Consider the following 16,005-nt stretch of genomic DNA (forward strand, 5'->3'; position numbering starts at 1 on the left):
CTCATCTCGCAACAGTCCCAATATTTCTATTGACTTTTATACTAACAAAACTTCCACTATGAGTGGAAGAGTGATAAATTATTGTAAGAATAATTAAACATGTCAAAGAGGAACAGATTGCAAGCAATACCAATTAATAGAACAGATTACTGTCAATTTTTAACAATTAGCCAAAAGAATTATAGTTTAACCTACTACGCTAAACATGCCAAGAAATGTAGCCATGATGTTATTAATAGATTTTTAGAAAATGAAAAATATACTCCTTCTTTGTTATGGGAACACATTAAGAATGATGTTATCTTTTCATCTAACGGATATACAATATTTGATGATACGGTGTTAAACAAAAGGAACACAAAGAAAATAGAGGTTGCTAGATCGCAGTATAGTGGAGCTACAGGTGGAGTTACTACCGGTATAGGAGTAGTGAGTCTTGTATATTATAACCCCGATATTGATAAGTTTTGGGTAATAGATTATCGCATTTTTTCACCTGATCATGATGGAGCGACGAAACTAGATCACCTACTAAAGATGTTCAATAATGCTGTTTATAGTAAAAAGATTCCTTTTCAAACTGTACTTTTTGACACATGGTATGCTACACACAAAATTATGCAACATGTTGACTCCTTGGGCAAATATTATTATGCCCCTATTAAAGCCAATAGAAATGTTAGTAAAACGTGTGATTACGAGCCTTATAAAGCTGTTAGCAAGTTGACGTTTTCAGATGAAGAAATTAAGAATGGAATGGAGATTCATATAAAAGGATTTGCCAAAAATAAGCATGTTAATTTGTTTAAATTTACTGTTTCTACCAACAGAGTTGATTATGTTGTTACCAATAACAAAACTCAAAAATCTTCTAAAGCTGCACAAGATGAGTTTGGCTTGCGATGGGTAATTGAGAGCATGCATAGAGAAATTAAGCAACTGACTGGTATAGAACGTTGCCAATGCAGAAAACAGCGTATCCAACGTAATCACATTAGTTGTGCATTTCTAGTTTGGGCTTTTCTCAAAAGAACTGCAAATAAAATAGGTAAAACGGTCTACCAAATAAAGTTAGGGCTTTTAGATGACTATATGCAACAACAGCTTCGTTCTCCATCTTTACGATATTTAGAACCAAACATAGCGTAAGTTTTGCCCTTTCACCATAACATCTTTGACCGATAATGCTCCACCCGTGTTCTCTACAGCTATTATCTTCTATCCCAGATTCATCGATAAATACTAAATCTTGTTTGTCTATAGTTTTTAGTTTCAATATCAATCACTTTCATCTGAGAGATGAAAGTTTGTCTATAGCGACTAGAAGTCGCATATCAAGCTAAAGCTTATTCAAGCCGTATGTGAGAGAAATCATGTCTGGTTCATGTACCTCAATATGTCTTTAATCATATAATCGGTACATTACCACTATTAGATCTACAGTCACTGCGTGCACAAACAATTTCTACCACACTGTGTGATAAAGACGATAGTAAACTGTTAGGTGATTTCCTGAAGTGTTGAACTCATGGTGCTTATGATGCAATGCATCATGGCGCACATGGCAAGCTAAAGCTTTTCCATCTGGAAGATGGAGGTTTTAACCACCAAAGGGACTATAAACTCATTCCTTAGACCAACATCTCTTTTGGGATGAAGAAAAGTTTTTTTATAACTATAACCTAATTTATTAAGCAATCTTGATATCGTACTTGCAGATACTTTTTGACTCCAGTTGTTAGCTAGTTCCATGGTGGTTTTATCAAAATTTAATTCTATAAATTTTTTAAATCCCTCTATGTCTCTTATTATTCTACGATGTCCTGTATGATAACCACTTTTTGCTTTGATATCGCCGGTTTGTTTCTTTAATTTTTTCCATTCTATTATAGTCTTCCTACTAATAGAGTATATCTCAGAAGTCTCTTTTATTGTTTTACCATCTGTTAAACTTTTTATTACTCGTATTCTTAAATCGTATGAATATGCCTTTGCCATAAGTTTTTCATTTAGTATAATCTAACTCATACTCTAAGTCACTATCTTATCGCATTAAGCTATATACATTGGTATTGACTGTAGTAAAAAATGTACATGTTCTTTATCTACTCCTATTTCCAAAAATCTAATTTCATAACGAGCTTCTATGTCCTCACAAATTTTACATAAATAATCGTCTAGTTCCTCATTGAATATTACTCTTCTATACTTTGCCGGTGTTACTAAATGATATATTAGTACTGTGACATTATCACTTTTATGTATATAACTGCTTTCTTCCATGCATCTAGTATATCACGAAGCAGACCTTCGGGGAATTAAACCCTAAGAGATTAAAAATAAATATCTAATAATTTTGTATCATGCGGTCACATTTTTAACATTTTTTGTTATGTCTATTGGTGGAGGAAGTGTAGAAAATGACGCATATAAGCGATATGAACAGTTTGTTTTGTTAGAGCAGAATAAGCAATTAGAAGATGCTAAAAAAATCCTGATCAATTTGATTCAATGTTTCAAATTGATCTTATGCAGTTCAAAGATTCAGTTGAATTTAAAAAATATCTACTAGATATAGATAATTCCGTAGATAAAAGTGAAGCTATGATGGTAGGATGGATTTTCGCATTTTTATATGAAATTTCTAAAATTTTTGCTTTCTTATTTGTTTTGATTCGCCAGAAAATTATACGAATTAAACAAATTTTTAAGTAGATATGTTAGGTGGCACGGTTAAATATTCTTCTTTCCATAACTCATTATAAAGGATAGGATCAATATTGCCGCCTGATATTAGTACAAGCAGTTTTTTAGGAGTTGTTTGTGTTTTTAACCAGTTTACTACCGAAATCATATTTATACTACTTGATGGTTCGCATATTACTTTCAGCAAATGAGTAAGCCAAGCCGTCCAATAATATATCTCGTATTCTTCAGCTAAATAGAAATGATCGAGCTTTTTTAAATATTCAAAAGTACGTGCCGAAACACTAAGAGTTTTAAGACCATCAGCGATGGTATTAGGCGAATCCTTAAACCTAAATATTTCATTATTTTTAACAGATAAATAAGCATCATTAGCCGATAGCGGTTCTGAGCCTATCAATAAACTTGTCGGTGATATTAGTTCCTTGGCAAGGTAAGATCCTGAAATTAATCCACCACCGCCGCAAGAGGCAAAAATAGCATCAGGGCTAAATCCTAATTGCTGTAATGCTTCATAGCATAGAGTACCTGCTCCTGCTATTGTAGAATCGCTATCTGATGGGTGCATATAATAAAAGTCTTGCATTTCATCTAGCTTTGCTTTTTTTTCTGCCTCTTGCCGAGTATCGGTATATATAACTTCCCCACCATAATGAATTACTGCTTGTTGCTTTACATGAGAAGTATTTAATGGCAAATAAATTCTTGCTTTAATACCAAGCAACTTACCTGCATAAGCAAGCCCGATTCCATGATTACCTGTGCTATAGCCAACTATTTTTTCAGGTAGTTTTCCTTGTTCTTTTAATTCTAATAAATGATTTAATACACCTCTAACTTTAAATGCTCCGGTTTTTTGCAGTGATTCAACCTTTAAAAAAACCTCATGTCCCAGCATTTCGTTTAAGCTTTCAGAATGAACCATTGGAGTTAAATGCAGATATTGTTTAATCCTATTATGTGCAGTTGCTACATTTTTGGGATTTTGAAGTAATAAATTCATAAATAATAATTAATAATGGTAGCTTGAAATCGTCTTAATACTATATTATATAGTTAATAACCGTCAAATTTCAAAGGTTTTAATTGATGAATAAAAAATCACTGCCATTAATGGCACTGCGAGATATAGTAGTATTTCCTGGTGTAATTGCTCCTGTATTTGTAGGCAGGCAAAAATCCCTGCATGCTCTCTCTAATACTACACTTTCTGAAGAAGATAATAGCAAGTACATTTTAGTAACATTACAGAAAAAATTTGATCAAGAAAATCCAAATAAAAACGAGCTTTACGATGTTGGCATACTTGCTAAGGTTATTCAGATAGTAAAATTACCTAACACTACTGCAAAAATATTAGTAGAAGCAATAGCAAGAGTAAAGATAAGCAATATTAAAGGTGATGAAGCATTTGAAGCAAATTATGAAATTATTCCTGATGAAGAGATATTTGATGCTAATAATATGCGGTCATTAGTTGATAATGCTGTGCAGTTATTTGCTAAATATGCAGGTAATGATAAAAAAATCAATGCAGAAATTATTGAAACTATAAATAAAGAAATAAGTGAGACTACTAATATTATAAATATTTTAGCTTCACATTTGATTACCTCGCTTGAAGAAAAACAACGCTTACTTGAGGAAACAAGTCCTTTTAAGCGTATTAGTACAATCATTAACATTCTTACATCCAATATAGTTAATTCAGAAACCGAACAAGCTTTGCAGCAAAGGGTGAAGAAGCAAATAGAAAAGACCCAGCGTGATTATTATTTACATGAGCAGATGAAAGCAATTCAGAAAGAACTTGATGAAGATAAATCAGATCTTGCTGAATTTGACAAAAAAATTAAAGCTGCAAAACTATCGAAAGAAGCTAGAGAAAAAGCCGAAGCTGAGCTTAAAAAACTCCGCACTATGAACCAGATGTCAGCAGAATCCGGAGTAACACGTAATTATCTTGAGACGTTGCTTAGTTTGCCTTGGGGTAAATATGATAATAGTAAAATCGATATTAACCAAGCTGAGAAAATTCTAAATCGTGATCATTTTGGCTTAGAAAAAGTTAAAGAGCGAATAATAGAATATTTAGCAGTATTACAGCGTTCCAATAAAATTAGAGGTCCTATATTATGTTTAATCGGTCCTCCTGGCGTTGGTAAAACATCTTTAATAAAATCTATTGCCGAGGGAATGGGTAGAAAGTATACCAAATTTGCCCTAGGTGGTGTTCGAGATGAGGCTGAAATTAGAGGGCATAGAAAAACTTATCTTGGCTCAATGCCTGGTAAAATCCTTACTCAGCTTAAGAAAGTTAAAACAAGTAACCCTGTTATGTTACTTGATGAAATAGATAAAATGGGTTCAGATTTTAGAGGTGATCCTGCATCGGCATTGCTTGAGGTGTTAGATCCTGAACAGAATAGCCATTTTGTCGATCACTATCTAGAAGTAGAATATGATTTATCAGATGTAATATTTATAGCAACTGCTAACTCTATTGATAATCTACCTCGACCATTGTTTGATAGGATGGAAATTATAAATATTTCTGGTTATGTAGAAGAAGAAAAAATCCAAATAGCCAAGGAGTACTTAGTTCCCAAGCAATTCAAAATGCACAAAATCAAAAAAGATGAAATTAGCATATTCGATGATGCTATTTTAGATTTAATTAGATATTATACTAAAGAGTCAGGTGTAAGGTCATTAGAGCGTGAAATAGGAGCATTAACCAGAAAGGCTTTAAAGCAAATTTTGGCCGATAAAAAAGTTAAGCATATTTCTGTAGATAGCAATAATTTAGAAGAGTTTTTAGGGGCTAGAAAATATAATTTTGGTCTTGCAGAAAAAAACGATCAAATAGGTAGCACTACAGGGCTTGCTTATACGGAGGTAGGAGGAGAGCTTTTAACTATTGAAGCTTTATCATTCCCAGGAAAAGGTGAAATCAAAACTACCGGAAAACTTGGCGATGTAATGAAAGAATCAGCAATGGCTGCATATAGTTGCTTTAGAAGAAGAGCGGCTGATTTTGGCTTAAAATATGAAGATTATAAAGATTTTGATATTCATATCCATGTTCCTGCTGGTGCTATTCCAAAAGATGGACCTTCTGCTGGTTGTGCTTTGTTTACCACCATTGTTTCGTTGATGACTAAAATACCGGTACGCCGCACTGTCGCTATGACTGGTGAGGTAACTTTACGAGGGAATGTATTGCCGATTGGAGGTCTTAAAGAAAAGCTGCTAGCCGCAAGTAGGGGAGGGATTAAAACCGTATTAATTCCGGAAGAAAACGTCAAGGATTTAAAAGACATACCACCAAATATAAAAAGTAGTCTAGAAATTATCCCTGTCTCAAATATTGATCAGGTACTAGAGCATGCTTTAACAAAAAAAAACCTAGTAAACGCAAATAGCGGGTTATGCAATAATTCGCTATCCGCATTACTATAATTTTTGAGCTTCTAATAATAAAAATATATTAGATTTTTTATTATATCTAGCTCTCTATTTGTAAAAGCTTGTAGACTAATTTCATCTAAAAATAAATTATGTTTTCTAATATTATTAAAACCCACTTGTTTCAAATGATACTCCTCGCAGCAGAGCTACGAGGTATCTATCCAAAAAGTTTTAACTGTTTTTGTTGAAATGCTTTATAAGAAGGTTTGCCTGAACCTTGATTTTTTATATAATTACGTAATTTCCGCTCATCACCATGTTTACCTACTGTGCTCATAAAATATCCTTTACTCCAAAACTCACTTCCCCATAATTTTTCTTTAAGATTTGGATATTTCTTAAACATTTCCTTAGATGTAATACTTTTTATGATTTGAGTTATTTTTGTTGGGCTATACATTAGTATTGACTGTAGTAAAAAATGTACATGTTCTTTATCTACTCCTATTTCCAAAAATCTAATTTCATAACGAGCTTCTATGTCCTCACAAATTTTACATAAATAATCGTCTAGTTCCTCTTTGAATATTACTCTTCTATACTTTGCCGGTGTTACTAAATGATATATTAGTACTGTGACATTATCACTTTTATGTATATAACTGCTTTCTTCCATGCATCTAGTATATCACGAAGCAGACCTTCGGGGAATTAAACCCTAAGAGATTAATTGTTTTATGGTTTCAAAATTTCTTTGATAGGAGGTTACGATGCAATTTTTTGTAATTTCTATTTGTATTGAGGAACCATCGCTATACTTATTATTGCTAACTAAAGTTTTTACAGGAAGCTTCAATATATCAAAGACTTCTGGGTAAAATGAAGCACTTAAAATATCTAAAGTACATATTATAATTCTTCCTTGTTGCTTTAGACATTTATAACAATTATCAATAAATATTTTTAGCTTATCGAGAGTTTCCACGTATAATATTACAAATACAGTATAAACAATATCATATTTATTTTCTCCTATAATTAAAGGAGCGGTGGTGTCAGAAAAATCTATGATAAAATATTCTATATTATCGTTGTTGATAGTATTTTTACATAATTGTATTTGATGCTTGGAAATATCACACCCTACTAATTTTGAAGGATTATCTTTTAAAAGGATTTTTAAATATCTACCAAATCCACAACCTACATCTAATACGGTTTTGTTTTTTATATTTCCTATAAGATTTATAATATGAGGATTGATAATATAATTGTTATTCCTAAACTTAGCAGTTTTTTTAAGATTCATTAATCTCTTAGGGTTTAATTCCCCTAAGGTCTGCTTCGTGATATACTAGATGCATGGAAGAAAGCAGTTATATACATAAAAGTGATAATGTCACAGTACTAATATATCATTTAGTAACACCGGCAAAGTATAGAAGAGTAATATTCAAAGAGGAACTAGACGATTATTTATGTAAAATTTGTGAGGACATAGAAGCTCGTTATGAAATTAGATTTTTGGAAATAGGAGTAGATAAAGAACATGTACATTTTTTACTACAGTCAATACCAATGTATAGCCCAACAAAAATAACTCAAATCATAAAAAGTATTACATCTAAGGAAATGTTTAAGAAATATCCAAATCTTAAAGAAAAATTATGGGGAAGTGAGTTTTGGAGTAAAGGATATTTTATGAGCACAGTAGGTAAACATGGTGATGAGCGGAAATTACGTAATTATATAAAAAATCAAGGTTCAGGCAAACCTTCTTATAAAGCATTTCAACAAAAACAGTTAAAACTTTTTGGATAGATACCTCGTAGCTCTGCTGCGAGGAGTATCATTAAAATGTCTTATTGTTAATATGATTAAAAATGTATAGATTGATATTAAAAATAACTCTTAATTCGATTGTAAAAAATTGAACATAGATATACTTTTTTGATTAGGAAAGTTGTTTATCTTATAACTTATAAAGTATAATTTTCATCTTTTACAAGCAATAAATTTTAATTAATTATTATTCTATCATGAATTCCAATTATACTAGTTTACAAAGCAATAATTTAACCTTAGCTTGGCTTAAGCTTGGTATAATATCGTTAGGTTTTGCTGGTTTATATTCGATTGTTTTGGTAGTTCTTCGTACACCGCAACTTGCTAGCTTTTCCCCAAATCCTCATATTTTCAAATCTGCGTTAATTATCCATGTTGATTTATCGGTATTAATTTGGCTACTATCTATTACGGCTAGTGTTTGGGGTAGCGAATCGTCATTGCGAGGAGCAAAGCGACGTGGCAATCTTGTAAAACATCCTGAGATTGCCACGCTCCTTTTAGTCGCTCGCAATGACACGTTCCACCTCTACCCTAAACTCACTTTCTTTGCTACCATCCTTATAGCCATTTCCCCTATAGCTGGACATAATCCGGTTATGAATAATTATGGGGTCGTTGAAAGATAATTTTTGATAGTAAAATAAGAGGAAAGGAGGTAATAAATATTTTAAAAAAGAAATTCTGTTTAATATAGAGATAAATGTTATTCAATAGTGTAGTAATTTAATAGAGATTTGTTTACAGAGTTAGAATTTTTATTAATAAATTTCTTTAAGCCATTAAAGTTGTTAAAACCACTAATCGTTTTAAATTAAAACATATGGCATTCATAAATTCGGAGAATTGATTTTTGGCAATTCCTATATATCTAACCCGCTTATTATCTTTTGAAAATACCATCTCGAAAGGTGCTCTGATTTTCGTATAATATTTATCAAGGTCAAAATTCTTATCTTTCATATTATTTTTCTTTATTGCACAAAGATGGACTCCCTTTTTAGCTGCTGCATTCTTGGTAGAGATTGTACAATAACCTTTATCAACATATGTAGCACCAGAACTTGGCATAACATGCTTAAAACCTTTTCTATCGGTAACATTTGCAGGGGTAACTGCAACCTTATTGATCATGCCTGATTGAATATCAACACTCACATGTTTTTTATAACCATACCAAAATTTATTCCCTCCCTTACAGCCAATTTTGGCTTGTTTATCCTTTGCAACCTTAGGCAAAGTCTCATTATTCAATTTATCATATTTTTGTGCTCTTAGTTTATCACGTTCCTCCCAGAGATTAGCTTTTGAGATTAAATGAGAAGCATCTACAAAGGTAAATACTTCACCCATATAGCCTTGTACTCGTAGTTGATCGCGGAATTTTGTAAATATTTTTGATAGTAAATTAGTACCTATTTTTTTACGTATTTTACTAAATACACTATAATCAGGTGTCTTTTCTGTAAGAGCAAAATTACAAAACCATTTCGCCGCTGTGCTATCAGCTAAATAACGTTCTAATTCCCGATCAGATAAGTCTTCCATAAATTGTAGCAGCAAACATTTAAACAGCCTCTCTATACCATATCCTTTATAATTAGCTTCGCATTCTAATGCTAATAACTCAGCTTCAACTGCTTTGAATTTGAATAAACTTTTGAATTTACGATATTGATGATCCGCATTTACTAACTCATCTAAACTTACCATTAGCATTTGATACTCTGACATATAAACATATTTTTTATTTTTTTATTATACCTGCTACCCTCTCATCTCGCAACAGTCCCATTATATACCGATGCTTGAGAATATAATATTTGTCTTAGGTCTTAGCTTATTCGGTATTACTTTGCTATTATACGCTTTAAATATTCTATATTTATTTGATTGGGCAAATTGGAGTGGTTTAGTTAATTTTACTATTCTATCGACTATAATAATGTTCATATTAACTTGGGTTTGTTTTTGGTGTTCTTATAATGATTTACAAAATGTTATCCAAATCATACCTATTGAGATAGAATTTTATTATGAATTACTTTTTTGGAGTGGCGGTCATTTATTGCAATTTATTTATACTCAAATAGCAATGTTTATCTGGATTATGTTATTTGAAAAGCTAATAGGCAAAGAATCAAAATTCCAAAAATTCTATCTGTTTTTGCTGTATTTAAATTTTGTTTTCAGCACTCTTATTATCTGGGGGCATATCTCTTACGATATTATTGATGGTAACTTTAAAGAATTTTATACAAACTATATGAAATATCTAGGCGGCATAGCACCTGGATTATGTGTGGGTGGTATAGTAGTTGAATCGTTATGTCACTGTAGCGTCATTGCGAGCGACTATAAGGAGCGTGGCAATCTCAGAATGTTTGCTGAGATTGCTTCGTCAATTGCTATGCAATTTCCTCGCAATGACAATATCATCAAATCCACCCTCCTCTGCTCTATTAGTCTATTCCTACTCGGCGGTTTGATAGCCATGAATATATCAGGCATAAATGTAGTGATCCCTGCACATTATCATGGTTCTATCGTAGGAATAAGTATTGCTTGTATGGGGTATTGTTATCAATCTGTCATCTTGCGACTTGATCGCGGTATCTTAGAACACAATCTGCGGTACAAGATCCCGCGGTCAAGCCGCGGGATGACATTAATAACCGCACACGGGGTGACAATGACAACCACACTCTACCTCCTAACATTCGGGCAGATTTTGCATATATTAGGGCTTGCTTTTGCTGGCGGTTACGGCGTTATGCGTAAAGACCCCAATACTGTAATGCCGCTATCTGCTAAGCTATTAATGGGTATGATGGGCGGCGGCGGGCTTATTGCTATAGTAGGTGGCTTGATGTTTGTTTATATTTGTGGTAAAACAATCTTTTTGAAAAATAAACAAAATTATGACGATTAAAAAACCGACAAAAGAAGAAGCAAAAGAGGCAGTAAGAACATTACTAAGATTTATCGGTGAGGATCCCAATCGTGAAGGATTATTTAAAACTCCGGATAGAGTAATCAAAAGTTATGAAGAAATATTTTCAGGATATAGCAAAAATATTGAGGAAATATTAGAAACAAAATTTAGTGATACCGGTAATTTTCAAGATTTTATCTCATTAGAGGGTATAAAATTTACCTCTTTTTGTGAACATCATATGTTACCTTTTAGCGGTACAGTACATATAGCTTATATTCCGGATAATTGTATTGTTGGTATAAGTAAGCTTGCACGAATAGTAAACGCTTTTGCTAAGAGATTACAAATTCAAGAAAAAATGACAGTACAAATAGCTGAAAGCGTGCAGGAAAATTTAAAAACACTTGGTGTTGCAGTTAAAATATCAGCTTTACATAGCTGTATGTCAATGCGTGGTGTAATGCAAGATAACAGCATCATGAACACTATGCACTATACAGGAATATTTGCCGAACAGCAAAAATATCGTCATGAATTCTTAAACCTTACTTCGAAAAAATAATATGTTACTATCCAAATATTTCCTACCTGTTTTAAAAGAAGACCCAAGTGAAGCCCAAATAACTTCTCATAAGCTAATGCTTAGAAGTGGAATGATTAGGCAACAAGCTGCTGGTATTTATAGCTGGTTACCACTCGGCTTAAAAGTGCTTAAAAATATTGAGAATATTGTACGCTTAAATATGGATAAAGCAGATTGCCTAGAAGTCCTAATGCCTTGCATTCAACCGGCTCATTTATGGGTAGAATCCGGACGCTTTGATAATTACGGCAAAGAAATGCTAAAATTTCAGGATCGTCACGATAATACTTTGTTATTTGGTCCAACTAACGAAGATATGGTTACGGATATTTTCCGTAATAATATTAAATCATATAAGGATTTGCCAAAAAATCTTTACCATATTCAATGGAAGTTTCGTGATGAAATTAGACCACGCTTCGGTGTTATGAGAGGTCGAGAATTTCTCATGAAAGATGCCTATTCTTTTGATATCGATGAAGAAAGTGCGGTTAAGACCTATAACCAAATGTATAAAGCTTATATTAACTCTTTCAGAGATTTAGGTGTATTTGCTATTCCAGTTATTGCTGATAATGGTCCGATAGGCGGAAATTTAAGCCATGAGTTTCATATTATTGCCGAAACCGGTGAAAGCACTATTTATTATGACAAAAGATTTAAAACTTTAAGGGATAATACTGATATTGATATTGAAGAAATAAAAAGCTGGTATGCAGCTGCTGAAGAGAAGCACGATGCAAGTAAATTATCTTCTGATGAAGAAATAACTAGCAGCAAAGGTATAGAAGTTGGGCATATTTTCTATATTGGCACAAAATATTCTGTTAATATGAATGCTCTTATTAATGATGAGCATGGCAAATTAACACCTGTAGAGATGAGTTCATACGGCATAGGTATCTCAAGGCTAGTTGCAGCTATCATAGAAGCAAATAGCGATGCAAAAGGTATTATATGGCCTATCGCTGTTGCACCTTTTAAAATTTCATTAATCAACTTAAATATCCATGATAGCAAATGTATAGAACTTGCAGAAAGAATATATAATGAGCTACTTGCTCAAAATATTGACGTGTTATACGATGATACTGACGCAAGAGCTGGTAGTAAGTTTGCAACACATGATCTTATCGGCTCACCTTACCAAATAATAATTGGTCCTAAAAAAGCTGCAAATAATATTGTCGAACTTAAAAACCGCAAAAGCGGCGAAATAGAAGATATAGATTTAGATAAAAGAGCTTTAAATTCATATTTAACTTTTTTTAACACTTAACTAACATTCTTTATTGACTTTTATGTAAAACAAGTATAGCTTTTGTAGGAAAATTATGCTAGGTTACGCAAAAGAACAAACAACTTTAACCAGAGAGCAAAAGAAGCTGCTGGTATTTTATCTACTACCACCTTTTTAGAATATTTTGACTTAATGTTATATGTTCATTTGGCAGTATTATTAAATGAACTATTTTTCCCTAAATATGAGCCTAGCGTTACTTCTCTTCTCTCTGCTTTTACCTTTTGCTCTACTTTTATATTCAGACCATTAGGAGCATATATCTTCGGAAGAATTGGTGATAAATTAGGTAGGAAGTCCACAGTTATTATGACAACTACCTTAATGGCTTTATCATGTGTAGTGATGGCTAACGCTCCTACCTACGAGCAAATAGGTTATTTTGCTGCTGTGTTAATCACAGTTTGCCGTGCAGTTCAAGGTATGGAATCCTTAGGTGAAATAGTAGGTGCAGAGTTATATTTAACTGAAATTACAAAGCCACCTGTTCAATATCCTTTAGTTTCTTTTATTGCTGTAGCATCAGTAATCGGAACCACAGCAGCACTTGCTGTAGCTTCTTTAGTTACTACACATGGATTAAATTGGCGTATTGCTTTTTGGATAGGTGCAGCTATCGCAGTCATAGGTGGTTATGCTAGAACCAAGCTTAGAGAAACACCCGACTTTGTAAATGCAAGTGCTAGACTTTTACGAAGATATGAAAAGATCAATTTAGACACAAAAGAACTAAAACATGATGAAATTTTTAATCAAAAACCTAGTAGAAAGACAACAATATATTTCTTTATAATGAGTTGTGCTTGGTCTATATGTTTCTATTACACTTATATTACCTGCGGTGAAGTATTAAAGAATTCATTTGGATATAGTGCTTCTCAGGTAATTCGTCATAATTTTATTATCTCAATGTTTCATTTGGCTACTTTATCTTTAATATGTTTCTTAAGTTATAAAATATATCCTTTAAAAATTCTTAGAGTAAAATTAGTATTATTATTTATATTTATTTTATCTTCCCCATATCTTTTAGGAAATATAACCACACCTATACAACTTCTTTTAATTCAAATATGCATAATATCATGCTCTTTTGATACTGTTCCCGCTGTTTCTATATTCTTTAGACATTTTCCAGTTTTTAAACGTTTTACCTATAGCAGCATGATATATGCTATTTCTAGAGCTTTAATGTATGTAATTACTTCATTTGGAATTATATATCTAACTAAATATTTTGGTCAGTATGGGTTATTTATTGTTATGGTACCATTACTTGTGACTTGTATGTTTGGTCTTAATCATTTTCAGGAATTGGAAAAGAAAGCTGGTTATTTATAAATTATGATTTTCATCATAAAGTTTACTATCATTTAGAAATTTATAACATATGTTACTAAACTTTTCTTCAATCTCGTAACATTCTAAATGTATAGCAGAAACTAAAAATTTTCTTAGCGTTTCGTTAATTATCTTATAGGCTTTTTCAGGGGTCTTAGATTCTAAGGTTTGTATATTATGAATACGATCAAATAGTTTTATAAGTACAGTATCATATCTTTTTTGTTTAATTAGTAAATTAAGACTTTCTTCGGCACTTATTTTTCCACTAGGTTTAACTCTGGTTAGACCTTCTACATGCTTTGCAACTTCTGCACCAAAAATCTCAGAGTCTGTCTTGAAATTAAGGTTTAGTCAATTTTTTAAGCATAAGTGTAATCATATTGATATAAATAATATGTTCAGAAGTTTTATAGTTATGCTCATAGTCTTTACTCATACGACGAAAATTATTGAGCCAGCCAAAAGTACGTTCAACTATCCAACGCTTGGGAATCACTTTAAACCCCACTTGATCAACAATTTTACGAGAAATTGTCAGTAATGCTCTTACAGTTAAAAAACACCAAATTTGTAATGCTCCAGCATAACCACTATCTGCAAAAAATTTGATAATACTAGGATATTTTGCTTTTGCCTTGATTATTACATTTTTAGTACCATCTCTGTCTTGTATACCTGCTGAATGTACTTCACATGATAATACTAAACCAAGTGTATCTGTAACTATATGGCGTTTCCTACCCTTAATCTTCTTGCCTGCATCATATCCTCTAGCTCCCCTTTTTGGGTAGTCTTAACAGACTGACTATCTATAATCCCTACAGTAGGAGTGGATTTCTTACTTTCTTTCTCCCTTACTTTTTGGACTAATCTATCATGTATTTCTTGCCATCTACCATTCTTACGCCAACGTAAATAATAGTCATATACTGTTTGCCATGGGAGAAAATCTTTAGGTAATAATCCCCACTGACAACCACTCCTAATTACGTAACGAATGCCATTAATTATATCTCTTATATTATGTTTACGTGACCGTCCTATCTTGCAAGGACCAACAAATGGAGCTAAATGTATCCTTTCTTCTTCCACTATATCACTGGGATACATATTCCTACTTTATTATTTTTTGACAATATAAATTATCAAAACTTACGCTATGTTATCTCAAATGTAACTAAACAGCTTGACTGGAAGCTGTTTATTCATATTAGAGGATTTTAATAAAACCCCAGTATTAAACCATTTATCATAAAACATAGCGTAAGTTTTGTTATTTCTTATGTCTTTTCAAGACAGACTCTAAGTAATTATTTCTTCAGTAAGTTCCGTATCTTCAATAGTATCATGAAGCAATGCTGCTTGTAACATGATAGCGTTGTAAAGCTTTGGAGCATTATACGCTACAAACTCTGCAAGCATTATAGTTACCTCAATAGGGTGGGAATAGTACGGATCACCTGATTGACGCATTTGAAGACCATGATATTTACGAGCGTAATAAATACCTTTTTTAATTTCATCAATATCTATAGGGTTTTTTACTTTGGCGTTTAAATCCTCAATTTTATCAAGAAGTTTTTTAGCATATTCACAAACTTCATATTTTTCTTTCCAGCTGTTTAAATCTTCCATAAAAATTATTTACATATTAATATTAATTGTTCCAAAAATAAATTCACATTTTCTAGGTTAGCAAATAGTCCTCTGCTTTATACCATTCTTACATTTACGGAATAAGCTATACTTAAAACCCTAATATAATAAGCTATTTAAAGGTTCGACTTGGAAACATTTTTTAAATTTAATATAAAAGCGTTTTTCACACCCACTTATTCCTTGATCTGGTAGGGTTTTCTTGTTCCAATTCAAAAATAG

General features: G+C 32.3%; 12 protein-coding genes and 6 pseudogenes. 8 read left to right on the top strand and 10 right to left on the bottom strand.

The annotated features are described in order from the left end of the window. Window positions 1-117: 117 nt before the first annotated feature. Complete coding sequence (locus tag ACOAL3_RS04555; protein WP_473198144.1) at window positions 118-1,149, top strand: IS701 family transposase; 1,032 nt, start codon at window positions 118-120, stop codon at window positions 1,147-1,149. A gap of 3 nt (window positions 1,150-1,152) precedes the next feature. Here ACOAL3_RS04555 and ACOAL3_RS04560 read toward each other — a convergent pair. From ACOAL3_RS04560 to ACOAL3_RS04575, 4 genes and pseudogenes are all read right to left on the bottom strand, one after another. Next, window positions 1,153-1,279 (bottom strand): annotated as a pseudogene (locus ACOAL3_RS04560) (IS630 family transposase); the annotation flags it as partial. 290 nt (window positions 1,280-1,569) lie between these two features. Further along, the gene (locus ACOAL3_RS04565) at window positions 1,570-1,998 is read right to left on the bottom strand and encodes a helix-turn-helix domain-containing protein (protein WP_419235495.1); all 429 of its coding nucleotides are present in this window, start codon (window positions 1,996-1,998) and stop codon (window positions 1,570-1,572) included. Between the two features lie 63 nt (window positions 1,999-2,061). Continuing rightward, window positions 2,062-2,283: pseudogene (locus ACOAL3_RS04570) on the bottom strand (transposase); the annotation flags it as partial. Between the two features lie 424 nt (window positions 2,284-2,707). After that, complete coding sequence (locus ACOAL3_RS04575) at window positions 2,708-3,709, bottom strand: serine/threonine dehydratase (protein WP_419235496.1); 1,002 nt, start codon at window positions 3,707-3,709, stop codon at window positions 2,708-2,710. A gap of 86 nt (window positions 3,710-3,795) precedes the next feature. Here ACOAL3_RS04575 and lon point away from each other — a divergent pair, with 86 nt between their 5' ends. After that, window positions 3,796-6,168: an endopeptidase La gene (gene lon, locus ACOAL3_RS04580; RefSeq protein ID WP_419235497.1), complete on the top strand. Its 2,373-nt coding sequence runs from the start codon at window positions 3,796-3,798 to the stop codon at window positions 6,166-6,168. Window positions 6,169-6,334: 166 nt separating this feature from the next. Here the strand turns inward: lon and tnpA (ACOAL3_RS04585) are convergent, their stop codons facing one another. Both tnpA (ACOAL3_RS04585) and ACOAL3_RS04590 read right to left on the bottom strand, forming a co-directional pair. Further along, a complete protein-coding gene (gene tnpA / locus ACOAL3_RS04585) occupies window positions 6,335-6,793 on the bottom strand; it encodes an IS200/IS605 family transposase (protein WP_419235498.1) in 459 nt (152 codons plus the stop codon). A 42-nt stretch (window positions 6,794-6,835) separates the two neighbouring features. Beyond that, on the bottom strand, window positions 6,836-7,426 hold the full coding sequence (locus tag ACOAL3_RS04590; RefSeq protein ID WP_419235499.1) for a class I SAM-dependent methyltransferase: 591 nt from the start codon (window positions 7,424-7,426) through the stop codon (window positions 6,836-6,838). A 53-nt stretch (window positions 7,427-7,479) separates the two neighbouring features. On the opposite strand from ACOAL3_RS04590, the gene tnpA (ACOAL3_RS04595) reads away from it, so the two are divergent. Further along, window positions 7,480-7,938: an IS200/IS605 family transposase gene (gene tnpA / locus ACOAL3_RS04595; protein ID WP_419234624.1), complete on the top strand. Its 459-nt coding sequence runs from the start codon at window positions 7,480-7,482 to the stop codon at window positions 7,936-7,938. A gap of 218 nt (window positions 7,939-8,156) precedes the next feature. Then, window positions 8,157-8,573: pseudogene (locus ACOAL3_RS04600) on the top strand (hypothetical protein); the annotation flags it as partial. Window positions 8,574-8,736: 163 nt separating this feature from the next. Here the strand turns inward: ACOAL3_RS04600 and ACOAL3_RS04605 are convergent. After that, window positions 8,737-9,696: a transposase gene (locus tag ACOAL3_RS04605; protein WP_419234540.1), complete on the bottom strand. Its 960-nt coding sequence runs from the start codon at window positions 9,694-9,696 to the stop codon at window positions 8,737-8,739. Window positions 9,697-9,751: 55 nt separating this feature from the next. Here ACOAL3_RS04605 and ACOAL3_RS04610 point away from each other — a divergent pair. The 4 genes and pseudogenes from ACOAL3_RS04610 to ACOAL3_RS04625 form a co-directional block, all read left to right on the top strand. Continuing rightward, window positions 9,752-10,894, top strand: a pseudogene (locus ACOAL3_RS04610) (hypothetical protein); the annotation flags it as partial. Next, window positions 10,884-11,462, top strand: a complete 579-nt coding sequence (gene folE, locus ACOAL3_RS04615; RefSeq protein WP_395476429.1) for a GTP cyclohydrolase I FolE — start codon at window positions 10,884-10,886, stop codon at window positions 11,460-11,462. The pseudogene ACOAL3_RS04610 and the gene folE, both read left to right, overlap by 11 nt. A 1-nt stretch (window position 11,463) precedes the next feature. Continuing rightward, window positions 11,464-12,762, top strand: a complete 1,299-nt coding sequence (proS, locus tag ACOAL3_RS04620) for a proline--tRNA ligase (protein WP_419235500.1) — start codon at window positions 11,464-11,466, stop codon at window positions 12,760-12,762. A gap of 55 nt (window positions 12,763-12,817) precedes the next feature. Beyond that, window positions 12,818-14,124: pseudogene (locus ACOAL3_RS04625) on the top strand (MFS transporter). Window positions 14,125-14,467: 343 nt separating this feature from the next. Here ACOAL3_RS04625 and ACOAL3_RS04630 read toward each other — a convergent pair. The 3 genes and pseudogenes from ACOAL3_RS04630 to ACOAL3_RS04640 all read right to left on the bottom strand — a co-directional run. Continuing rightward, entirely contained in the window at window positions 14,468-14,875 is a 408-nt protein-coding gene (locus ACOAL3_RS04630) for a transposase (protein WP_395477632.1), read from the bottom strand. Continuing rightward, entirely contained in the window at window positions 14,851-15,237 is a 387-nt protein-coding gene (locus ACOAL3_RS04635; protein ID WP_419235416.1) for a transposase, read from the bottom strand. Before ACOAL3_RS04635 ends, ACOAL3_RS04630 begins: the two co-directional genes overlap by 25 nt. A gap of 195 nt (window positions 15,238-15,432) precedes the next feature. Next, window positions 15,433-15,762 (bottom strand): annotated as a pseudogene (locus tag ACOAL3_RS04640) (HD domain-containing protein); the annotation flags it as partial. Between the last annotated feature and the right edge of the window lie 243 nt (window positions 15,763-16,005).

Source organism: Rickettsia endosymbiont of Nabis limbatus, assembly GCF_965196655.1.
GTDB lineage: Bacteria > Pseudomonadota > Alphaproteobacteria > Rickettsiales > Rickettsiaceae > Rickettsia.